At 69.1% G+C, this 20,069-nt stretch carries 19 protein-coding genes; 9 read left to right on the top strand and 10 right to left on the bottom strand.

Annotation, left to right across the window (positions count from 1 at the left end):
- Positions 1-165: 165 nt before the first annotated feature.
- The 3 genes from ACZ5PO_RS34705 to ACZ5PO_RS34695 all read left to right on the top strand — a co-directional run bounded on the left by ACZ5PO_RS34705 (position 166) and on the right by ACZ5PO_RS34695 (position 2,198).
- The gene (locus ACZ5PO_RS34705; protein WP_464187269.1) at positions 166-1,056 is read left to right on the top strand and encodes a cation diffusion facilitator family transporter; all 891 of its coding nucleotides are present in this window, start codon (positions 166-168) and stop codon (positions 1,054-1,056) included.
- Between the two features lie 78 nt (positions 1,057-1,134).
- Positions 1,135-1,749 carry a hypothetical protein gene (locus ACZ5PO_RS34700; RefSeq protein WP_464187268.1) on the top strand — a complete coding sequence of 205 codons (615 nt, stop codon included), beginning with the start codon at positions 1,135-1,137 and terminating at the stop codon, positions 1,747-1,749.
- Positions 1,746-2,198 carry a hypothetical protein gene (locus ACZ5PO_RS34695; RefSeq protein ID WP_464187267.1) on the top strand — a complete coding sequence of 151 codons (453 nt, stop codon included), beginning with the start codon at positions 1,746-1,748 and terminating at the stop codon, positions 2,196-2,198. Before ACZ5PO_RS34700 ends, ACZ5PO_RS34695 begins: the two co-directional genes overlap by 4 nt.
- Positions 2,199-2,429: 231 nt before the next feature.
- On the opposite strand, the gene ACZ5PO_RS34690 is transcribed toward ACZ5PO_RS34695, so the two are convergent.
- The 3 genes from ACZ5PO_RS34690 to ACZ5PO_RS34680 all read right to left on the bottom strand — a co-directional run bounded on the left by ACZ5PO_RS34690 (position 2,430) and on the right by ACZ5PO_RS34680 (position 5,017).
- Complete coding sequence (locus tag ACZ5PO_RS34690; protein WP_464187266.1) at positions 2,430-2,660, bottom strand: hypothetical protein; 231 nt, start codon at positions 2,658-2,660, stop codon at positions 2,430-2,432.
- 266 nt (positions 2,661-2,926) lie between these two features.
- Entirely contained in the window at positions 2,927-4,141 is a 1,215-nt protein-coding gene (locus ACZ5PO_RS34685; RefSeq protein WP_464187265.1) for an ABC transporter substrate-binding protein, read from the bottom strand.
- Between the two features lie 78 nt (positions 4,142-4,219).
- Complete coding sequence (locus ACZ5PO_RS34680; protein ID WP_464187264.1) at positions 4,220-5,017, bottom strand: class II aldolase/adducin family protein; 798 nt, start codon at positions 5,015-5,017, stop codon at positions 4,220-4,222.
- A 188-nt stretch (positions 5,018-5,205) separates the two neighbouring features.
- Here ACZ5PO_RS34680 and ACZ5PO_RS34675 point away from each other — a divergent pair, with 188 nt between their 5' ends.
- Both ACZ5PO_RS34675 and ACZ5PO_RS34670 read left to right on the top strand, forming a co-directional pair.
- Entirely contained in the window at positions 5,206-5,886 is a 681-nt protein-coding gene (locus ACZ5PO_RS34675; RefSeq protein WP_464187263.1) for a Crp/Fnr family transcriptional regulator, read from the top strand.
- A 498-nt stretch (positions 5,887-6,384) separates the two neighbouring features.
- Positions 6,385-7,473, top strand: a complete 1,089-nt coding sequence (locus ACZ5PO_RS34670) for a fatty acid desaturase (protein WP_464197156.1) — start codon at positions 6,385-6,387, stop codon at positions 7,471-7,473.
- Positions 7,474-7,625: 152 nt separating this feature from the next.
- Here the strand turns inward: ACZ5PO_RS34670 and ACZ5PO_RS34665 are convergent, their stop codons facing one another.
- The gene (locus ACZ5PO_RS34665; protein ID WP_464187261.1) at positions 7,626-9,695 is read right to left on the bottom strand and encodes an ATP-dependent helicase; all 2,070 of its coding nucleotides are present in this window, start codon (positions 9,693-9,695) and stop codon (positions 7,626-7,628) included.
- A 154-nt stretch (positions 9,696-9,849) separates the two neighbouring features.
- On the opposite strand from ACZ5PO_RS34665, the gene ACZ5PO_RS34660 reads away from it, so the two are divergent.
- Together ACZ5PO_RS34660 and ACZ5PO_RS34655 are read left to right on the top strand one after the other, a co-directional pair.
- Positions 9,850-10,098 (top strand): type II toxin-antitoxin system Phd/YefM family antitoxin, encoded by a 249-nt coding sequence (locus tag ACZ5PO_RS34660; protein ID WP_464187260.1) that lies wholly within the window; start codon positions 9,850-9,852, stop codon positions 10,096-10,098.
- The gene (locus tag ACZ5PO_RS34655) at positions 10,095-10,571 is read left to right on the top strand and encodes a PIN domain-containing protein (protein WP_464187259.1); all 477 of its coding nucleotides are present in this window, start codon (positions 10,095-10,097) and stop codon (positions 10,569-10,571) included. The genes ACZ5PO_RS34660 and ACZ5PO_RS34655 overlap by 4 nt, the downstream gene beginning before the upstream one ends.
- Here the strand turns inward: ACZ5PO_RS34655 and ACZ5PO_RS34650 are convergent.
- The 5 genes from ACZ5PO_RS34650 to ACZ5PO_RS34630 all read right to left on the bottom strand — a co-directional run bounded on the left by ACZ5PO_RS34650 (position 10,568) and on the right by ACZ5PO_RS34630 (position 16,645).
- Positions 10,568-11,389, bottom strand: a complete 822-nt coding sequence (locus ACZ5PO_RS34650; RefSeq protein WP_464187258.1) for an alpha/beta fold hydrolase — start codon at positions 11,387-11,389, stop codon at positions 10,568-10,570. The two genes, ACZ5PO_RS34655 and ACZ5PO_RS34650, sit on opposite strands and share 4 nt — an antisense overlap.
- Positions 11,390-11,396: 7 nt before the next feature.
- Positions 11,397-12,590: a M24 family metallopeptidase gene (locus tag ACZ5PO_RS34645; protein WP_464187257.1), complete on the bottom strand. Its 1,194-nt coding sequence runs from the start codon at positions 12,588-12,590 to the stop codon at positions 11,397-11,399.
- A gap of 25 nt (positions 12,591-12,615) precedes the next feature.
- Positions 12,616-14,031: an MFS transporter gene (locus ACZ5PO_RS34640; protein WP_464187256.1), complete on the bottom strand. Its 1,416-nt coding sequence runs from the start codon at positions 14,029-14,031 to the stop codon at positions 12,616-12,618.
- Positions 14,032-14,231: 200 nt separating this feature from the next.
- Entirely contained in the window at positions 14,232-15,017 is a 786-nt protein-coding gene (locus ACZ5PO_RS34635) for an alpha/beta fold hydrolase (protein ID WP_464187255.1), read from the bottom strand.
- A gap of 20 nt (positions 15,018-15,037) precedes the next feature.
- On the bottom strand, positions 15,038-16,645 hold the full coding sequence (locus ACZ5PO_RS34630) for an FAD-dependent monooxygenase (RefSeq protein WP_464187253.1): 1,608 nt from the start codon (positions 16,643-16,645) through the stop codon (positions 15,038-15,040).
- Between the two features lie 219 nt (positions 16,646-16,864).
- Here ACZ5PO_RS34630 and ACZ5PO_RS34625 point away from each other — a divergent pair, with 219 nt between their 5' ends.
- Both ACZ5PO_RS34625 and ACZ5PO_RS34620 read left to right on the top strand, forming a co-directional pair.
- Positions 16,865-17,611 carry a TetR/AcrR family transcriptional regulator gene (locus ACZ5PO_RS34625; RefSeq protein ID WP_464187252.1) on the top strand — a complete coding sequence of 249 codons (747 nt, stop codon included), beginning with the start codon at positions 16,865-16,867 and terminating at the stop codon, positions 17,609-17,611.
- Between the two features lie 126 nt (positions 17,612-17,737).
- The gene (locus ACZ5PO_RS34620) at positions 17,738-18,721 is read left to right on the top strand and encodes a tetratricopeptide repeat protein (protein ID WP_464187251.1); all 984 of its coding nucleotides are present in this window, start codon (positions 17,738-17,740) and stop codon (positions 18,719-18,721) included.
- A gap of 272 nt (positions 18,722-18,993) precedes the next feature.
- On the opposite strand, the gene ACZ5PO_RS34615 is transcribed toward ACZ5PO_RS34620, so the two are convergent.
- Entirely contained in the window at positions 18,994-19,980 is a 987-nt protein-coding gene (locus ACZ5PO_RS34615; RefSeq protein ID WP_464187250.1) for an NADP-dependent oxidoreductase, read from the bottom strand.
- Positions 19,981-20,069 lie beyond the last annotated feature (89 nt).

Below are 20,069 nucleotides of genomic sequence, written 5' to 3'. Positions count from 1 at the left end.
CCGGCTTCGCTCCGGTCCGCTGCCGATGCCTGCAAGGTGGCGCTCGACTCCCGTCGTGCCCGCAACGACAACGGCTTAGAGGTCCCGGCGCTGGCATGAAAGTTACATTGCCGTAATGCAGGCTGGCGAGCGGGCGGGCCTCGTTGCGCCCCGAGGGAAACTGTGATGACGCCGACGGACAATGTGAATGCGCCGGATCATGCGGCCGGGGCTCATGGTGGACGGCTGCCGATGGCGCTCGCGCTGACGGCCGGCTATTTCCTCGTTGAGCTCGTGGGGGCCTACGTCGTCGGCAGCCTGGCGCTGCTGGCCGATGCGGCCCACATGTTCGCCGACGCCTCCGCGCTCGCCATCGCGCTCGCGGCGATTCGCGTCGGCCGGCAGTCCGCCGCCGACCGGCGGACGTTCGGCTATCGGCGTTTCCAGGTCCTGGCGGCGGGATGCAACGCGGTGCTCCTGTTCGCCGTGGCCCTCTACGTCATCTACGCAGGCGTGCTGCGCGCGCTCAGCCCTCAGCCGGTGGGGGTGCCCGGCATGGTGGCCGTGGCCGCAGGCGGGCTGATCGTCAATCTCATATGCATGCGCCTGCTGGCGGATGCGGCGGAGCCCGGGCGCACCGTCTGGGACGCCGTCATCGAGGTGCTCGGCTCCGTCGCTGTCATCGTGGCCGGCGTCCTGATCTGGCTGACCGGCTGGCCGTGGATCGACCCGCTCATTGCCATCGCCATCGCGCTTTGGGTCGCCCCCAGGGCCTGGACCTTGGTCGGCGAGGCGACGAACGCCCTGCTGAACGGCATCCCGACCAGCCTGTCGATACCTGAGATCCGGACGGCGCTGATGGACGTGGCCGGCGTCAGGGATGTGCACGACCTGCACCTGTGGGCGACGGACAACGCCGAGACGCAGGGCTCGGCGCACGTCGTGCTGACCGGCGCCGCCGATGCCGAGACGGCCAGGCTGGCGGTCGTCAGGGTGCTCAACGACTTCGGCGTGAAGCATGTGACCGTTCAGGTCGAGAGCCCGGCGAGCGCTCACGCCCGGCTGGGGCGGCCGTGAGACGGGCGGACGCTGCTGACGTAGGGTCATCGGGCTGTCGCGTGCCCGCGGGACGCTGCCGGCAACGGGAGGGCTGACATGCAGATCACGATCGACGTGAGCGACGACCGGCTCGCGGCCGCGCTCGCCGCCCTCCAGATCGGCCGCCCCGACGAGGAGGCGACGGCGAAGGCGCTCGCCGAACTGGCGTGCACGCACTTTCTCGAGTGGCTCACCAACGAGAGGCGCTTCGAGACGATGTCGCAGGCGACCGAGCACTGGGTCGCCAGCGTCGAGGAAACCCTGTTTCCCGACGAGGCGCCCAATCCGACGAAGCTCTACGGCCGCTACGCCCTGCCGCTGCCGAAGGCGCGCTATCTGGCGCGCCTGCTGCTGGCGCGCCGCGCCGGCCATTGGCGAGCCGGCGCGCGCCGCGAACTGCTGGCGCGCCTCGCCGACGTGGAGGCCGACGCGCGCAAGGCGGTGGACGACCGCCCGTCGCAGGAGTTCGATATCGTGCTGACCCGGCCCGCGTACGAGGAGCTGCAGGTGCTGTACGAGGATATCCGCACGGCGCCCGCCGACCCCGCCCGTCCCATACGGCCGCCGAAGCTGTTGTCGTCCTTCGTCCAGGAGGTCACCCTTCGCATACGCTGCCAGGTCGTGGTGGCGCTCCTCGATCATCTGGCGCAACAGGCGGGGACGGCTCGATGAATGCGACCAACCCGCTGTCCGTCGTCGGCCTGATGCTGACGCTGTCGAGCCTGCTCGGAAGCTTCTTCTATCTGCAGCTGAGCCAGTGGGTGCGCGACATCCTGGCGGTCAAATCCAAGTGCGACCTCAATTCCTACGCCGGCGTCACCGACGAGAAGAAGGCCATGCGCGAGTGCGCCGTGGAGATCGACAAGCTCCTCAACTGGCCGACCTACGTCGTCAACGTGGTCGTCGTCGGCTTCGTCGTCGCGGTGACGCTGATCGCCTTCAGGATGCTCGACAAGGCCTCCGCCGATCCGCTCTATCCCTTGCTGTGGAACGCCTTCGCCCTGTTCCTGGCGATCTTCGTAGCGCTCTCGCTGGTGCTGATCGTCCACGGCAGCAGGCAGGGGCTGGCGGTTCGCCGGGTCGTGGATCAGCTTAAACGGGACAAGAAGCTCGACTTCTGAGGCGCGCCACAGTTCTGTCTCGGCTGAGCATGGGCAGACGCGCCGCCCCGACGAGGGCCACCGACGGCGCCGACCACCTCGACATCCTGGTCGAACTGCGCCGCTCGGACGACGGCGGCTGGTGAAGGTCGTGTTGGCCCTGGTTCGAATGTCGGCGGGGCGAACTGCTCCCGGCGCCCGGACGCCAATGGCTGAGCCCTGGGCGCGTTCCCTATCGTCGTGGCCGCAGCGTCACACCAGCGGGCTGCGCGCCCATTCGATGCGCGGCGGGCGGTTGCGTCCGGCGATCGATGCGTTCGGCGGCGTGGCCTTCTCGGCGCGGCGCCGGGCGATCCAGGCCAGGGCCGCGTCCTTGGTGCTGTACGGCCCGATCACCGGCCGGTTCTTCTCCATCACCCACCATCCGGGCGGCATCCCCAGGTGGTGGGCCTCGTCAGGCTTGAAATGATGGGGCTTGTACAAGGCGCAATCCTCCCGGATGTCCACGGGGAGGAATGCCGGAGCGGAGCATTGGTTCCATCCGCTTTCGGAGCCGCGCACGAAATATTTCGAGTCCGCCTCGTCGTTAGAATAGTTCTTGATTGAACGAGATCATTCCGAGTGGATGAGCGTTGTTCAACTCCTTGAATCTATAACATGTCTTCCGAACCAGCGGTTTCGTCCGCGCGCGACGAGCTGCCGGGGGGCGGCGTGCCCCCCCTCGATCTGTACGGCCCCCCGACGGGCGGTCAGGCCTTGGCGGTCATCGGCTCGCCGAACGGCGACCAGGTCTCGCCTTCGAATTTCATGAGGTAGACGGTCTGCAGCGGATAGTGGTCGTCGGCCGACGTCTGCACCTTGACGCCCGGCAGCAGCATCGGCGCCGCAAGGTCGTGGATGCTGAAGGCCTGCTTCATGACGTTCTCGCGGGTCATCTCATCGCCGCAGGCGAGCAGCACCTGGTGCAGGGTGTAGGAGACGGCGAAGCAGAAGGCCGTGACGTTCTCCGTCTTCGACACCGACGTGTTGTAGGTGTCCATCCAGGCGAGCCAGGCCTTGTAGTCCGGGCTGTCGCGCCATTTGGCGTCGGTCGGGTCCTTCATGTAGTTGATCGAGATCATGCCCTGGCAATTCTCCAGGCCCGCGGCCCGCAGCGTCGGCATCGAGATGCTGGTGCTGTTCATGTAGTGGACGACTTTCCACTGCATCTCCGCCACCTTGCGGATGGACTGGGCCGCGAACTTCGGCGAGCTGATGTTGAAGAACACGTTGGCGCCCGAAGCCTTCAGCTTGACCATCTGCGAGTCGACGGTGGGATCGCTGATCTCGTAGGTGGCCACCTCGGCGATCCGGTCCCGGCCGCCGAGGCCGGCGACGAAGCCGTTGAAGTAGTCCTTGCCGAAATCGTCGTTCTGCATCAGCACGGCCACCTTGGGGTTGCCGACGGTGTCGAGCATGTGCCGGGCGATGATCTGGCCTTCGGCGCTGTAGGGCGGCTGGAACCCGATGGTCCAGGGATACTCCTGGGCGTTGCCCCACTTGGAGGCGCCCGACGTGATGAACAGCGACGGGATCTTGCGGGCCGTGAGGTATTTCGAGACGGCGCTGTTGGCGGCGGTGCCGACATTGTTGAACATGCAGAACACCTCCTCCTGCTCGACGAGCCGGCGTACCGCCTCCACCGTCTTGGGCGGCGAGTAGGCATCGTCGAGGGCGATGATCTCGACCTTGCGGCCATTGATGCCGCCCTGGGCGTTGACCATGTCGAAATAGGCTTTGTCCGACGTGCCGATGATGCCGTAGGCCGAGGCCGGCCCGCTGAACGGCACCGTGCTGCCGATGCGGATCAGGGTGTCGGAGACGCCCGGATCCTTGTAGGGGCGCGCCAGCGCCGGCCGCGCCACGCTGCTCGCCAGCAAAGCCGCTCCCGTGCCCAGCACGCCGCGGCGTGTGAGGTCCATCATCACGTCCTCCCGATGATCTTTATGTGAATGTGACGGGCAAGGGCCGCGGCCCTCGCCCCGCGTGCCGCGGCGCCCGGCTCAGGTCCGGTACGACGGGTCCTGCCGGTCGAGCAGACGCAGCAGCGCCGGCCATTCCAGCCTCCCGCCGATGGCGTCGCGGTTGGAGACCTGCCGTGTCACCGTCTCCTGGGCCGCCGCCGGCGGGAAATACAGGTTGTCGTAGCCGGCGCTGAGCGCAGCGATCTGCGCCGCGCAGGCCTTCTCGAGGAAGAACATGCGCACGAACGCCTCGGCCACCGAGCGGCCGACGGTGAGCAGGCCGTGGTTGCGCAGGATCATGTTGTTCTTGCTGCCGAGGTCGGCGACCAGGCGGGTGCGCTCGTCCATCTCGAGCGCGATGCCCTCATACTCATGGTAGGCCATGTCGTCGGTGTAGGTCATCGACGTCTGCCCGATCGCCAGCAGGCCCCACTTCTGCGCCGAGACGGCAACCCCGGCCGTGGTGTGGGTGTGCAGCACCGCCTTGGCGTCCTCGCGCGCCTCGTGCACGGCGCCGTGGATAACGAAGCCGGCTTTGTTGATGCCGTAGCCCGTGGGCAGCACGATCTCGCCCTGCTGATCGATCTTGACCAGGCTCGAGGCCGTCACCTCGGCGAACATCATGCCGAAGGGGTTGATCAGGAAGTGGTGCTCGGGGCCGGGAACCCGCGCCGACAGGTGCGTGTAGATCAGGTCGTCCCAGCCGAAGTGGGCGATCAGCCGGTAGCAGGCGGCGAGGTCGACGCGAACCGCCCATTCCTCGGCCGAGACGAGGTTTTTCACATCGGGGGCTTGCACATCAGCGGCTTGAGCCCGCAGGGCGCTCTGGGCAGGCATGGTTTCCTCCGTCCGGATCCGCTTATCGCGCGGCGCGTTCGCCCCGGCACGATCTTGGCTGGTCGCCGCACGAAGCTTCGCTGACAAAGGTAGCGCTATCTGCGGCGCAGACAGTCGCCTAGTTTACAATCTCTCCAATTTTTGCTCTCCAGTTCTTGCTCTTCCGCTCTGGATCGAAGGGGCGCGCGATGGACCTCATGTCCCAGCTCGGGGCCGACCGCTGGTTCGCCGGTCTGCCGTTCGCGCTTCAGACGATGATCGTCGAGCGCGGCAGGGTCATCCAGCGCCGCGACCAGGAGAACATCTACCTGGCCGGCGACGGCCCGACGGGCCTGTTCGCCATCCTGTCCGGCTCGGTGCAGATGTCCCATTTCAACGCCAGCGGCATCTGCGGCATCTATTACGTCAAGCAGGTGCCGAGCTGGTTCGGCGAACTGTCGGAGCTCGACGGCGGCCCACGCGTGCAGACCGCGACCGCCACCGGTGACACGCGGCTGCTGCACCTGTCGCACGATGCCTTCCGTGCCATCGTCGAGAGCGAGCCGCGGTTCTGGGAGTGCTTCGCCGCGAGGATGGCCGGCCACGCCCGTGACCTCTTCGCCCGTTTGGAGGCGCTCGCCACGCGCCCGGCCCGCGTGCGCCTGGCCGAAGCGCTGCTGCATATGGACTGGGAAGCCCGGGCCGCCATTCCACCACGGCCGGCGCCCGACATCACCCAGGATGCCATTGCCATGATGATCGGCGCGACGCGGCAGACAGCGAACCGGATCCTCAAGGAATTCGAGCAGCAGGGTCTGATCAGCTTGAGCTACCGCCGCGTCGAGATCGCCGACCGCGAGAGGATCAGGCAGCTGGTTCCCGTCTCGTAAGGTCAGCGAACAAGCCGGCCATCAAGACCCAGGGCTCTCACACGTCGAGGAGCAGACCGACGTGCCGCGCCGGGTTGGACACATATGAACATGTGTCGACCACAGTCTGAACATGTGTCGACCGCAGTCTAGAGCGTCGGGCCCAAAAGTGGCCACCTGTTTAGGGCCATCCAATGCTTAGACAAAGAGCAAGAGCGGCAGCTCCGATTCCAGCGAAGCGTCCGTCGCTCCAGGTGTAGGCACTGCTTCGAGAGGTGAGGGCGCTGCCCTTGCTCCCCGATCGGCTTGACGCACAAGAGGCCGCGTGCGACAGCACAAGATACCGCCCCAGTCATATGCCGTTTCATCTCGCATGAGCCAGCATCATCGCGATGCCTTGGTCGTTGCGGCCGTGCGCAGCTCCTCGCGGCGCTCATGGCGTATGGGGCCCGATGCCAAATGGTCGACGTCATGCGGGGCCTGCCCGATCGGACGCCTGCCGCGAAGGAACACGCGTCAATGAATCATCGCCAAGCCGAGTCCCGCGCGTTGGCGCATCTGCTCGCCCGCTACCGTGAGCCGAATGTCGCGCGCAGCGTATTCGAGCTGCTTGTCACGGCAGTGCCCTTCGCCCTCATCTGGTTCTTGATGGTGTGGGCGCTGGCCGGCGGATATTGGATTGCCCTGCTGCTCGCCGTCCCCGCCGCGGGCTTCCTCGTCCGTCTCTTCATCGTCCAGCACGACTGCGGCCACGGATCGTTCTTTCGTGGGCGTCTCGCAAATGATTGGGTCGGCCGCGTCCTCGGTGTCCTGACCCTCACTCCCTACGATTTCTGGCGGCACAGCCATGCGCTCCACCACGCGAGCTCCGGCAATCTCGATCGCCGGGGCATCGGCGATATCGACACGCTGACGGTGCGCGAGTTTCTGGCGCTGCCCCGCTGGCGTCAGCTTCTCTATCGTCTGTATCGGCATCCCGTCGTGATGTTCGGCGTGGGGCCCACGTATCTGTTCATCTTCCGGCATCGTCTGCCGGTCGGAATGATGCGGGGCGGCTGGAAACCCTGGCTGAGCACCATGGGCACCAACATCGGCATCGCGATCCTGGTCGCGGCGATGATCTGGCTGGTCGGCGTCGGGCCGTTCCTGCTCGTGCACCTGCCGATCACGGTTCTGGCCGCGTCGATCGGTGTCTGGATGTTCTATGTTCAACACCAGTTCGAGGACACCGTCTGGGCCCATGACGAGGCCTGGAGCTTTCACGAAGCCGCCCTGCATGGCAGCTCCCACTACGACCTGCCGGGTGTCCTGCGCTGGCTCACCGGCAACATCGGGGTCCATCACGTCCATCATCTCTGCAGCCGGATCCCTTACTACCGGTTGCCGGACGTGTTGCGGGATCACCCGCAGCTCGCCGCCGTCGGACGGATCACGCTGCTGCAAAGCCTGGGGTGTGTGCGAAGGACTTTGTGGGACGAGCGGGGGCGGCAGCTCGTTTCCTTCAAGGACGCGCGCCGCGCAGCGCCAGGTCGCGGCGAGGAGAGCCACGCGGCCGACCGACAGGTGCTCGACCGACAGGTGCCTTTGGCCGCCGCAAGATCGGGATAGCTGGTTCCTGTCTCATGCGGACGCTGGGGACATTCGGCAGCTAGAGCCCTTCCCGGTCGAGTGGAACCACTCGATCGGTGAGAAGCGATCCAGATTCAAAGACTTGGAGCATGTCTATTCGATCAGATGATTCCATCTGATCGAGACATGCTCTAGCGCCACATGCCGCGCATGCGGGCGCCGACGTCGACGCGCACGCCGGTTCCTGGCGCGCGCGGCGCAGGCGCGGCAGCAGCGAGCGGCCAGCTCACGCGCTCGAACAGCGGCGTCAGCGCGTCGGGGATGAAGCGGGTGCGCGTCGCCGTGACGTAGCGGCCGCCGAGCGCCGCCTGGCCGTGAACGAAGAAGCGCTGCGGCACGACGAGGGCGAGCTCATCCTTGGCCCGCGTCATGGCGACGTAGAGCAGGCGGCGCTCCTCCTCCAATTCGGCTGCGGTGCCGGTGGCGAGGTCCGACGGCAGGCAGCCGTCGACGACATTGAGCACGGTGACCGAGCGCCACTCCTGACCCTTGGCCGAATGGATCGTCGACAGGATCAGGTAATCCTCGTCGCGCAGCGGCGGGCCGGCCTGGTCGCTGGTCGCATCGGGCGGATCGAGCGTGAGCTCGGTGAGGAAGCGCTCGCGCGAGGGATAGCCGCCGGCGATCTGCTCGAGCTGGAGCAAGTCGGCGCGGCGCACCACGGCGTCCTCATGGCGCTGCTCCAGGTAGGGCTCGTACCACTGCCGCGCCCGCTCCAGCTCCGCCGGCCAGCCGGCGCCGCCGCTCCGCAGGTCTGCGATGGCGGAGACGAAGGCCGGCCAATCGGCAGCCGCGCGCGGCGGCGCGGGCACGCTCGCCAGCGCAGCCGCCGGATCGGCCGCGTCGGCCATCTGGTCGAGCACACGCTGGGCCGAGGCCGGGCCGATGCCCGGGATCAAGAGCAGCACGCGAAAACCGGCGACGCGGTCGCGCGGGTTCTCCGCCAGGCGCAGCAGCGCCAGCACGTCCTTGACGTGGGCCGCGTCGAGGAACTTCAGGCCGCCGAACTTGACGAAGGGCACATTGCGCCGCGTCAGCTCCACCTCCAGCGGACCGCTATGGTGGGAGGCGCGGAACAGCACCGCCTGCTGCTTCAGCGCGGTGCCGTCCTCGCGCTGCGCCAGCACGCGCTCGACCACGCAGCGCGCCTGATCGGCCTCGTCGCGCACGGCGACCAGCTGCGGGCGGCGAGACGACGCCCGCTCGCTCCAGAGGTTCTTGGTGAAGCGCTCGCGCGCCAGCCCGATGACGCTGTTGGCGGCGGCCAGGATCGGCTGGGTGGAGCGGTAGTTGCGGTCGAGCGTGACGACGTGGGCCGGCGGGCTGAAGTGGCGGGGAAAGTCGAGGATGTTGCGCACGGTGGCGGCCCGGAACGAGTAGATCGCCTGGGCATCGTCGCCCACCACGGTCAGCCCGTCGCCGTGGGGCTTGAGCGCCAGCAGGATGGAGGCCTGCAGGCGGTTGGTGTCCTGGTACTCGTCCACCAGCACGTGGTCGAAGCGGGCACCGATCTCGCCGGCGAGCTCCGCTTCACCGATCATCTGCGCCCAGTAGAGCAGCAGGTCGTCGTAATCGAGCACGTTCTGGGCCTGCTTGGCCTCCACGTAGGCGGCGAACAGCTGCTTGAGCTCGCCGGCCCAGGCGGCGCACCAGGGAAACGCCGCGCGCAGCACCTCCTCGACCGGCGCCTCGGCGTTGACGCAGCGCGAGTAGATGGCGAGGCAGGTGCCCTTGAGGGGAAAGCGGCTTTCCGTCCTGGAGAAGCCGAGATCGTGGCGCACCAGGTTCATCAGGTCCGCCGCATCCTCCCGGTCGTGGATGGTGAAGGCCGCATCGAGCCCGATGTCGGCCGCATACTCGCGCAGGAGGCGCGCGCCGATGCCGTGGAAGGTGCCGGCCCAGGCGAGCGCCTCGGTCATGACGTCGGCCCGCTCGCCCATGACCAGGCGGGCGATGCGCCCGACGCGCGCCCTCATCTCCACGGCGGCGCGGCGCGAGAAGGTCATCAGCAGGATACGCCGGGGATCGGCGCCGCCGACGATCAGGTGCGCCACGCGGTGGGCCAAGGTGTTGGTCTTGCCTGAGCCCGCGCCGGCGATGACCAGCAGCGGGCCGCCCCGCGCTGCGGCGTCGGCCGCCGTGCCGTGCACCACGGCCTGATGCTGTTCGGGATTGAGCTTGTCGAGGTAGGCGAGGGACATGGGCTCCGAATCGGCTGGCTGCTGCAGGCGACTGAATCATGTTTCCTGTTTTGTTCACAGCCGGCGCTGAAGGCGATGCCCTCGGAGCGGGATTGAGCGCCACCGCTCGACAGTCTATTGTGGTCACATGTGACCACATCAACGCGGAGCCTCTGTGTCCACCGTCAGTCTGAAAGACGCCAAGGCGCGCTTTTCCGGTCTCGTCGATGAAGCCATCAGGGGCGAGTTCGTGACGATCACCCGTCACGGCAAGCCTGCCGCCGTGCTGGTGTCGGTCGAGGCGGCGGACATCGCGCGCAAGGCACTCGGACGGACGCGCCCCGGCCTCGCCGCCTACTTGCGGACCTTTCCTGGTGGCGAATTTGAGCGCAATCGCAGCCCGTCCCGGGATGTCGAGCTTTGAGTGGATTCCTGCTCGACACCAACGTCGTCTCGATGCTTTCGCCATCGGCGCCTGATGCCCCGGCGCCATTCCTCGATTGGCTCGAGCGCATGGACGGCGAAGGCCGGATTTTTCTGTCGGTCGTCACCGTTCACGAAATCGAAAAGGGGATAGCCCTGCTCGATCACAAGGGCGCAACAGCGAAGGCGGCAGGTCTGAAAGCCTGGCTGGCCGGCCTGATCGCGGGCTACGGCGACAAAATTCTTGGGCTGGATGCAGATACCGCAGCTGTTTCAGGGAGGTTGGAAGCTCGTGCGGTAGCCAGCGGGCACGCTCCCGCAATGGCGGACGCCATTATCGCCGGGATTGCGCAAGCGCATGAACTCACGGTCGTCACGCGCAACAGCAGGCATTTTCTGCCTTTCGGGATCGGTATGTCGGCTCCCGAAGATGTCGCCTGCGCACCGGAGAGCGGCGGCCCGGGACCAGGCTAGGACAGCAGCGCTTCACGCCCGCCCTCGAGGAACGCGGCGATGTCGGCGAAGGCCGCCGGATCCTGCAGCAGGAAGCCGTGGCCGCCCTCATAGAAGCGCAGCGTGGCGTCCCGCAGGCGCTCCTTCAGATTGAGTTGGTTGGCCGGCGGCGCCTGGCCGTCGTAGCGGCCGGCGCAGATGAGCGTCTCGGCGTCGATGCGGTCGAGCCGCTCCCAGGCGTCGTGGCCGGCGCGTGCCGCGAGTTGCCGGCGCCGGCCGCCGGCCGCACCTGGCTCGTGGCCGAACGGGTCGGCGGCAGCCGCCGCGACAAGCTGGGCGAAGGCTTCGGGATTGGCCGAGGCCCAAGCGGCATCGCGGCGCGTGTCGGCGACCGCCACCATGCGCCGGGCACGAGCCAGCGGATCGAGGTGCGCCAGCTCGTGCAGCGGATAGGACGAGCCGCCGGCGCCGCCGGGCGACGCGCAGCACAGCACGAGGCGGTCGATGAGCTCGGGCCGGCGGATCGCCAGCTCCTGGGCGACCATGCCGCCGAAGGAGACGCCGATGACGTGGGCGCGGCGCCAGCCCGTCGCCTCGATCAGGCCGGCGGCGTCGGCCGCATAGTCGGCCATGGTGGTGGGGCCCGGCGGCTTGTCGCTGCGGCCGAGGCCGCGCTGGTCGTAGGCGAGCAGCGCGAAACGGCTGGCGAGCGGCCAGTCGAGCGGCGCCGGCCGCTTGCGCAGGTCCGCCCCGGTGCCCGTGATGACCAGCAGGGGCGCGCCGTGGCCGATGCGTTCCGTCCAGAGCCGGACGCCGCCGGCGGCGTCGACCAACGCCATGGGCTCGTCAGGCCGAGTCGGCCGGCCGGCCGGCTCGGTTCCAGCCGCGGCCATCGTCGCCGAAGGCGGCGCAGCCCGTGGCGGTGACGGCGAGCGTATCCTCCAGCTTGATGTAGCCGCGGCGCGGATGCAGCAGCGCCGCTTCCACCGAGATCACCATGCCCGGTTCCAGCGGCCGGTCGGCGTCGGTGGCGGGGTAGGGCACCGGGCCGTGGTCGGTGAGACGCGGCGCCTCGTGGCTGACGAGGCCGATGCCGTGAGCTGTGAAGTCGAGCGCTGCGGCGTGGGGCGAGCGGCGCGCCACCGCTTCGCCCGCCGCGACGATGTCGCCCCCCGGCGCCCCGGGCCGGATCGCGGCACGGGCCGCCTGCTGCACCTCGTCCACCACGGCGAGCAGGTCGACGAGCTCGGCGTCGGGCTCGCCCAGGATGCCCATGCGGGCGAGGTCGCCGATGTAGCCGCCGTAGGTGCCGCCGGAGTCGAGCGAGATGATGTCGCCGGGCGCGAGCCGCTGGGGCGAGGGCGCGCGGTTGTGGCTCGCGCCGGCGGCGATGAGGCAATACTCGAAGACGAGGTCGCGCTGCTGCTCCTCGCGGCGCAGCCGTGCCACGATGTCGGCCTTGCTCATGCCGGGGGCACAGGCGGCGAAGGCCGCCTGCATGGCCGCGACGACCCGCTCCGAGGCTTCCCGCACCAGCGCGAGCTCCGCTGGCGACTTGAGCGCGCGCAGGCGCTCCAGCGTGAAGGTTGCGTCGACAAGGGGCGTCGGGCCGGCAGCGTCGGCCAGCCGCCGGGCCGCGTCGGCCGGCAGAAAGCCCGGCTCCACGCCGATGGTGCGCACGCCCTGGAGCGTGGCGATGTGCTCGAGCGCGGTGCCGATGGCGTCGAGCGTGCCCCACGACGAGGTGCGCACGTGCGGCGTCCAGAAGCGCCCGTGCTCGCGCTCGAAGCCCTCCATGCGGTTGCCGACGTAAAGCGTCTCGTCCGGCCGGCCCTTCCGGTAGACGAACACCGGCAGGTAGCGGCTGAGGCCGATCGCTTCCATCACGTCGAAGAAGAAGAAGCGGTAGCCGCCGAGCAGGTATTGCACGTTGTGCCGCGAGGTGGCGACGAGCACGTCGATGCGGTGCTCGTCCATCAGTCGGTCCAGGCGGGCGAGGTCGAAGCTGGGCCCGCTGGAGGATTGGGTCGGCAGGAGCATCGGCGGCTCTCCTCGTTCGCTCGGATCAGGGATGGGCGGGCACGGCCGGCGCCGGCCGTGCCGGGCTCTCCGGGGCGGCATCGGCCTCGAACAGCGCGACCGGCCGGCCGTGCGTCTCGATGCCGAGCAGCGAATAGGCGAGACCGACCATGAGCCCGCAGGCGGCCAGGAATAGGAAGGCCGGCAGCACGGCGTCGGCGGTCGCCTTCGGCACCACGTAATTGTCGGCGCCGGCGATGAGGGCGAGGCAGAGTGGCCCGACGATCTTGCCGAGGCCGTTGGCGAGCTGCGACAGGCCGACGGCGCGCCCGCTGAGCTCCACCGGATAGACCTCGGCCGGGTAGGGCGCGAGGTTGGCGAAGCCGCCGTCGAAGAAGACGGCGCCGACCACGAGGCAGATCAGGAACACCGGCACGCCGCCGATGAAGGCGCCGTGGAAGATGGCGGCGAGCGCCAGCGCGATCGCCGTGCCGTAGCCCATGATCTGGCCGCATGGGCGGCGGCCGATGCGCTGGGCGAGCACGGCGAAGCCGGCGCGCGCCACAATGCCGGCGAGGCCCACGTAGACGAAGACGTGGGCCGCGTCCTTGGCGCCGACGCCGAGCAGCAGGGCGACGATGGTCGGCCCCCACAGGAAGACGCCGTAGTTGGCGGCGCTGGCACCGAGAAAGGTGAGCGCCACGAGCCAGAAGCGACGTGGCTCGACCAGGAGGTCGCGAAAGCGCCGTGCCGGCGGCGCGGCCGGTGGCGGCGGCAGCACGATCGCGTCGGCGTCGATGCGGTGCAGCCGGGCGATGGTCCGCCGCGCCGCCGCAGTGCGGCCGCGGCTGATGAGCCAGCGCGCCGATTCCGGCACGACGACGAGTGTCAGCAGGGCCAGGACGATGGGCAGGAAGCCCAGCGCGGCGAGCCCGCGCCAGCCGAGCGCCGGCAGCAGCAGCGCCGACAGGATCGAGGCGGAGAGGATGCCCAACGTCACCGGAACGGCGGCGAGGCTGGTGAGCAGCGTGCGGTAGCGGGTCGGCGTCATTTCCACCATCAGCGGCAAGCCGGCGGTGGCCGCAGCGGCGAGGCCGAAGCCGACGAAGAAGCGCAGCACGCAGAACAGCATCCAGGCGTTGTCCGGGATGAAGGCGATGGCGCCGGAGCTCAGGGCGCAGACCACCACACCCAGGATCGACAGGAGCTTGCGGCCGAAGCGGTCGGCGAGCGCCCCCCAGGCGACCGCGCCCGCCATGGCGCCCACGCCGGCGCTGAGCAGCATGATCGAGGTCTGGCCGAAGGTGAGATGCCACTGCGGCGCCAGCACCGCCACCAGGAAGGCGACGACGAAGAAATCGAAGAAGTCGACGACGCCGGTCAGCATGAAGATGACGATCGATGTCCAGAACCTGGGGGTGAGGGGGGCGGCGTCGAAGTCGCCCGACGAAGTCGTGGCCATGGTCTCCTCCCGTTTTATTTGTGCGATTTTTAGGTTTATTCGAAGTAGATGGATGGCCGGGTCAAGCCCGGCCATGACGGCTCAAAGGTGAGGCGCTAACACTTCCGGCGTCATGGCCGGGCTTGACCCGGCCATCCATCGACTAAGAAACAAAGCGTACGACACATCATCTGTTCAGGTTCACCGCGCTCCGCCCGACGTCAGGAGGCGGATGCCGCCATGAACGCCAGGATGGCCGCGGCCACCTGCGCCGGGGCCTGGATGGCGCCGACGTGGCCGACGCCGGCAAGCGCGCGCGCTTCGGCCTGGGGCAGCTCCGCCTGAAGCGCGAACGTGGCGGCGGGCGGGATCAGCCGGTCCTCGGCGCCGGCCAGCAGCAGCGTCGGCGCCGTGAAGCCGCCGAGCGGCGCTTCTGCCGGCGTGAGCGCCAGCGCCCCGCGCCGGGCGCGCTGGCCCTCGTCGCGGCCGCCGCTGCGGAAGATCTCGATCACCTCGGGCCGCGCCGCGGTGAATTCGGGCGGGAAGAAGTATTCGGCGATTTTCGGCGCGTTGGCTGCCGTATCGGCGCGCAACGCTGCAATCGTGCGGAAGGCCTCGGCATTGACCTCGAGCGGGCTTCGGCCCACGCGCCAGGTGCTGCCGAGGATCAGCCGCTCGACCCGCGGCCCGTGGCGCGCGGCGACCGCCTGGGCGATCAGGCCGCCGAGCGAGGTGCCGTAGACAGCCGCGCGCGACAGGCCGAGTGCCGCGATGAGGGCCGCCGCGTCATCGGCGAGGTCGGCGAGGCCGTAGGGTGCCGCCCCATTGCGCGTGGCGCCGCTGTCGCGCTGGTCGTAGGCGATCACCGTCAGATGCGGCGCCAGCTCGGCCGTGAGGGCGTCGAACATGTGGTGGTCGGCTTCGCCGCCGTGCAACAGCACGAGCGGCGGGCCGTCGCCGGAGCGCTCGTAGAAGGCAGCGATGCCGTTGGTCTCGACATGGGGCATGGCGTCTCTCCTCCGGCCGGTCAGTGCAGCAGGGTGGTGACGGCGGAGGCGAGCTCCTGCGCCGGGTTGGGCGGCGTCCACGGCATGCGCCAGGCCACATGGCCGTCGGGCCGCACCAGCGCTGCGCCGCGCAGGCCGATCTGGAAGCCGTCGGCCGGGTCGGCGGTGGGCAGGCGCTCGGCCTTGAGCGGAACCTGAAGCTTGCCGGCGACATCGCCGGCCGCCGTCATCCAGTCGTCGGCGGCGGGGCCCGCCACCAGCACGAAATCCTTGTCGAACCAGTCGAGGGTGGAGTGCTGGCGCGCCAAATCGAGCCACAGGTGCGGGAAGCGGCCGCCGGGCCGGTCGGTCGGCGTGTAAGTGCGGGAGTTCAGCGCCTTGCCGACGGTGCCGTCCGGGATCACGGCACCGTCCTCGTAGCAATGGCCAAGGTTCTGGCCGATGCTGTGCAGGTGGTTGTCCATGTCGTTGATCCAGAAGCGGATGCGGTCGGGGTTGCGCGAGCGGACGGCGTCGTCGGTGAGCCCGATGCGCAGCCGGTTGCCGAAGCTGAAGGCGGCGTTGGATTGCGCCACCGGCCGCCGCTCCGACGAATAGCTGTCGAGCAGCTTGTCGTCGGCCTTGCCCTTCAGCACGAAGGCCAGCTTCCAGGCGAGGTTGTGGGCGTCCTGGACGCCGGAGTTGAGGCCGAAGCCGCCGGTCGGCGGAAAGCGGTGGGCGGCGTCGCCGACGATGAACACGCGGCCCTTCCGGAAGGTTTCCGCCACCTGCATGCTGACCCGCCAGGTGGAGCGGTTGATCAGCGTCACGTCGAGGTCCGGGATGCCCGCGTGGGCGCGGGCGATCTCGACGAACTCCTGGTCCGTCCACGGGCGCGGCCGCTCGTCGGTTATCGTGCCGATCTGCGTGACGGTGAGCCAGCGGTCGCGGCCGTTGGTGTTGAGGATGCCGGCCCGCGGCACGTCGGGGCGATCGGGGACGACCATGAAGCCCGCTGCCTCGCGCGCCACGGCGAGGTGCGACAGGTCGGCCCGCCAGTATTCGTTGGACATCACCGCGAGCGTCGCCGGCCCCATCATGTCGATGCCGGCGGCGCGGCGGGTGCTGCTGCCGGCGCCGTCGGCGGCGATCAGGTAGCGTGCGGTCCACACCGTCGGCTCGCCCGAGTCCGCCGCCCGCGTCTCCACGCGCACGCCACTGTTGGTCTCCTCGAAGCCGACGAACTCGGTCGAGAACAGGACGCGCGCGTGGCGAGAGCGTTCGACGACCTTGAGGATCTCCTCCTCCACCGCATCCTGGGCGACCAGGCTCTTCCACGCCGGCGTGTGGCCGAGGTTCGGCTCGGGGCGGGTGCGGCCGTATTCGTGCCCGGCAATGCTGTCCAGGAACACGAACACGTCCGAGCTGTCTTGCAGCCCGCGGTCGCGGATCGCCTGCTCAATGCCCCACTGGCGGAAGATCTCCATGGTCCTGACCCAGCAGCCGCGGGACTTGGGGTGATCGGTCGTGGTGGGGCTCTTCTCGACGACCACGCTGTCGATGCCGAAGCGGTCGAGCAGCAGGGCGGTGGCGAGGCCGACAGGCCCGCCGCCGACGATGAGGACGGAGACAGGGGTGCTCTCCGGCATGGCGTTGTCCCTTGCGGGTGTTTTTGCCCGGCGGCGATGCCGACCCGCTCGGCGCCGCCGCCGCTCCGCGACCGGCGGGAGCGATTTGGTTATCAAACGATAACCGTCGGTTTGCAGGCGTGTCAATGGGTGGCGGCGGCAGGGCGTCGCCGGCCTTACGCCGGCGTGCTAAGAGCCGATGTCGAAGCGGGCCGGTGCGGCCTGCGACCGAAGGATGTCATGCCGAGGGTGAGGACGAAGGCGGCGCGCGAGGCGTCGCCGGCGGTGAGCTTCGACCGCGGGGCCGACCGGGAGCAGCGCGAGGCCATGATCCTCGACGAGGCCATCCGCTTCTTCGCCGACGTCGGCTTCGCCGGCCAGACGCGCGAGCTGGCCCGCCGGCTCGGCCTGACCCAGCCGGCGCTCTACAAGTATTTCCAGAGCAAGGAAGACCTGATCGAGAAGGTCTACCAGCGGGTATTCCTCAGCCGCTGGAAGAGCGACTGGGAGCGCATGCTGGCCGAGCCCGGCGTTGCCCTGGAGGACAAGCTCGAGCGCTTCTACCAGGACTACGCCCGCATCGTCGTCGAGCACAACTTCATCCGCATCAGCATGCAGGCGGCGCTCGCCGGCGACAGCCTGACCCACCGCTACGTCACGCAGGTGGGCGAGCGCATCGTGCCGCGCGTCTGCCACGCCGTGCGCGAGGCGGCGGGGCTACCCCAGGTGGCGGACAGCGAGCTCTCGGCGCGCGAGCTGCAGACCGTGTGGGACCTGCAAGGGGCGATCATCTACCTCGCCATCCGCCACCACATCTACGGTTTTGCGCCGCTGGAGCCGCTGGAGACGAGCGTGCGCGGCATCGTCGCCACCTTCATCGCCGGCGCGCCGCGCGTCTTCGCCGAGCTGGCGCGGGCCGAGGACGCACCGCCCGCGCGGCGGCGCTCTCGCGCGTTCCGCGCTCAGGAGGAGCCGCGCCGCAGCTGAGCGGGCAGATGCGCGCGGCAAGCGCTCGTTGCCAGCGCGTGCTGAGCGCATGCCGGAAGCGCTTTCCGCTTGACCGGCCGGTGCGATCCCTCAAGCTTGCAAGCAAGGGTAGCGGGGAGCGACGGCATGCGGGTTCGGGTGGCTCTGGTGATTTCGCTGTGCCTGCTCAGCCCTTGCGGCTACGCAGCCGAGGCTCGAGCCACCGGCGATGCTCTTGGAGCTGCTGAGATCTGGAAGAAACTTGACCAGAACAACCTGCCCGCGGAGCTACGCCGCCTCGAGGCGGCGGCCGCCGCCGGCGACCCCGCGGCCATGTACAAGCTGGGTGTGATCTACACCGAGGGCTATGGCGTCCCCCAGGATCTCGGCGCCGCCCGCGCCTGGTTCCAGAAGGTTGCGGACGCGGGCGCCCCGACCGGTTGGACCGCCCTTGGTTTCCTTTCGGCGAAGGGCAAGGGCGTGGCACAGGATTGGGCGGCTGCCCGCGGCTGGTACGAGAAGGCGGCGGCCCTCGGCGAGCCGGTCGCCATGTTCAACCTGGGCGCCATGCATCTCGCCGGCCAAGGCGTCGCAAAGGACGCTGCTGCGGCCTTCGGCTGGTTCCGCAAGGCGGCCGAGGGCGGGAACGTGAATGCGATGTTCAACCTGAGCTTGATGTATTTCAGCGGCGAGGGCGTGGCACAGGACGACGAAGCTGCGCGCGCCTGGCTGCGGAAGGCCGCCGATGCCGGCGATGCGGCAGCGATGTACGAAGTGGGTATCCTGTATTTGGAGGGCGACGGGGTGCGGCGGGACAATGCAGCGGCCCTCGACTGGTTTCGCAAGGCTGCCGCTGCTGGCCACGGCACCGCCATGGCCAATGTCGGTGTCTTCTACGAGAAGGGGATTGGACTGCCGCAAAACTACGGTGTGGCCCGCGAATGGTTCCTCAAGGCCGCCGATGCGGGCGATGCGACTGGCATGTTCAACCTGGGTGTCCAGTATGAGATGGGCCACGGCGTCGCGCGGAATGATGCTGCCGCGCGCAGCTGGTATGCAAAGGCGGCCGCCGCGGGTGACGAGGACGCAGCGAAGCGGCTAGAGGCGCTCGACAAGAAACGCAGGCGGTGAGCCGGCGGCCGCCTGGCGCGATCACCGCAGATGCCGCCGTAGGCTACGAAGTATTGTTGTGAGCTCTTGAGGCAATCGTCGCCGTTGCCGCCGTATCCTGAGCGAGGCGCTTTTGGCGTCTTGCAGTCATCTTCAGGTCGACCGCTTGCGGCGAAAGTATGGGGCGTACCACATGACCATGCGCAGATGTGGTGATGCCGGTGTGTCCGGGACGCCGCATCGGGAGCCTTGGCCGGGCCGGACCCACCCGTCCGCAGACATAGGCCGCTCTCTCAGGCCCGCACCCTGAGTACGATCTTGCCGCGCGGGTGGGGGCGGGTGCCCTCAAGCATCTCGTGGGCGGCCCGGGCGCTCGCCAGCGGCAGCACGGCGCCGACCTGCACCTCGAGCCGGCCGGCGGCGAGCATGGCGGCGATGCGCGTCAGGTCGGCCGTGGTCACGTCGACCAGGAAGAAGCGTGCTTCGACGCCGCGGCGCGCCGCCTCGGCCTGATCCGGCTGCGACACCGCCGAGATCAGGCGGCCGCCGGGCTTGAGCACGGCGAAGGAGCGCTGCTGGGTCTCGCCGCCGACGAGGTCGATCACCGCGTCCACGCCGTGCGCCGCGTCCTCGAAGCGCTCATGGTCCACGTTGACGACGACACCGGCGCCGAGGCACCGCACGAAGCTCGCATCCTTGCCGCGTGTCGTGGCGACGGCCTTGATGCCGGCCCGGCGCGCGAACTGCACCGCGAAGGCGCCGACGTTGCCGGCGGCACCGTGGATCAGCGCCGTCTGCCCGGCCTTGAGGCCGGCGTGGTCGAACAGCGCCTGCCAGGCGGTGACCGCGATGACGGGGACCGCCGCCGCGTCCACGTCGGCCAGGCCCGGCGGCTTGGGGGCGATCATGCCCGCTGCGGCCACCGCATATTCGGCATAGGCGTCGGTGAAGCGCACGTTGGTGACGCCGAACACCGCATCGCCCGGCCGGAACGAGGTGACGCCAGGTCCGACGGCGACGACGACGCCGGAGAGATCCGAGCCCAGGGTGAGCGGCAGCGGCTGGGGCAGCGCGCTCTTGCCCGACCGGATCCAGCCGTCCCACGGCCCGACGCCGGCGGCCGCCACCCGCACCAGCACCTCGCCTTCGCCGGGAACGGGCAGCGCGATATCCTCGAGCGTGATCACCTCGGGCGGCCCGAAGCGATGGACGCGGCAGGCCTTGACGGTGGCGGGCAGGGCTTCCGGCAGCCCGGCGAGGGGAGCGGTCGCGGTGGTCATGGGCTGGTCCTTTCGGGTGGGTGGATGCCGGCAGCATCGTCCGTGCCGGCGGCGGCGTTAAGCAGGGAAACGCGGGAAGGATCTTTCGG

Source organism: Chelatococcus sp. KU-N122, from assembly GCF_055391085.1.
Note: the sequence above shows the minus strand (reverse complement) of the source record. Positions and strands in the feature narration are given on the sequence as shown.

What these genes read in the sequence shown, in the direction of transcription:
- ACZ5PO_RS34670 (WP_464197156.1), top strand. Translation starts at nt 6,385, where the DNA reads ATGAATCATCGCCAAGCCGAGTCCCGCGCGTTGGCGCATCTGCTCGCC.
- ACZ5PO_RS34695 (WP_464187267.1), top strand. Translation starts at nt 1,746, where the DNA reads ATGAATGCGACCAACCCGCTGTCCGTCGTCGGCCTGATGCTGACGCTG.
- ACZ5PO_RS34615 (WP_464187250.1), bottom strand. Translation starts at nt 19,980, where the DNA reads ATGACCACCGCGACCGCTCCCCTCGCCGGGCTGCCGGAAGCCCTGCCC.
- ACZ5PO_RS34645 (WP_464187257.1), bottom strand. Translation starts at nt 12,590, where the DNA reads ATGCTCCTGCCGACCCAATCCTCCAGCGGGCCCAGCTTCGACCTCGCC.
- ACZ5PO_RS34635 (WP_464187255.1), bottom strand. Translation starts at nt 15,017, where the DNA reads ATGCCCCATGTCGAGACCAACGGCATCGCTGCCTTCTACGAGCGCTCC.
- ACZ5PO_RS34685 (WP_464187265.1), bottom strand. Translation starts at nt 4,141, where the DNA reads ATGATGGACCTCACACGCCGCGGCGTGCTGGGCACGGGAGCGGCTTTG.
- ACZ5PO_RS34620 (WP_464187251.1), top strand. Translation starts at nt 17,738, where the DNA reads ATGCGGGTTCGGGTGGCTCTGGTGATTTCGCTGTGCCTGCTCAGCCCT.
- ACZ5PO_RS34625 (WP_464187252.1), top strand. Translation starts at nt 16,865, where the DNA reads ATGCCGAGGGTGAGGACGAAGGCGGCGCGCGAGGCGTCGCCGGCGGTG.
- ACZ5PO_RS34650 (WP_464187258.1), bottom strand. Translation starts at nt 11,389, where the DNA reads ATGGCGTTGGTCGACGCCGCCGGCGGCGTCCGGCTCTGGACGGAACGC.
- ACZ5PO_RS34680 (WP_464187264.1), bottom strand. Translation starts at nt 5,017, where the DNA reads ATGCCTGCCCAGAGCGCCCTGCGGGCTCAAGCCGCTGATGTGCAAGCC.
- ACZ5PO_RS34700 (WP_464187268.1), top strand. Translation starts at nt 1,135, where the DNA reads ATGCAGATCACGATCGACGTGAGCGACGACCGGCTCGCGGCCGCGCTC.
- ACZ5PO_RS34640 (WP_464187256.1), bottom strand. Translation starts at nt 14,031, where the DNA reads ATGGCCACGACTTCGTCGGGCGACTTCGACGCCGCCCCCCTCACCCCC.
- ACZ5PO_RS34675 (WP_464187263.1), top strand. Translation starts at nt 5,206, where the DNA reads ATGGACCTCATGTCCCAGCTCGGGGCCGACCGCTGGTTCGCCGGTCTG.
- ACZ5PO_RS34665 (WP_464187261.1), bottom strand. Translation starts at nt 9,695, where the DNA reads ATGTCCCTCGCCTACCTCGACAAGCTCAATCCCGAACAGCATCAGGCC.
- ACZ5PO_RS34705 (WP_464187269.1), top strand. Translation starts at nt 166, where the DNA reads ATGACGCCGACGGACAATGTGAATGCGCCGGATCATGCGGCCGGGGCT.
- ACZ5PO_RS34630 (WP_464187253.1), bottom strand. Translation starts at nt 16,645, where the DNA reads ATGCCGGAGAGCACCCCTGTCTCCGTCCTCATCGTCGGCGGCGGGCCT.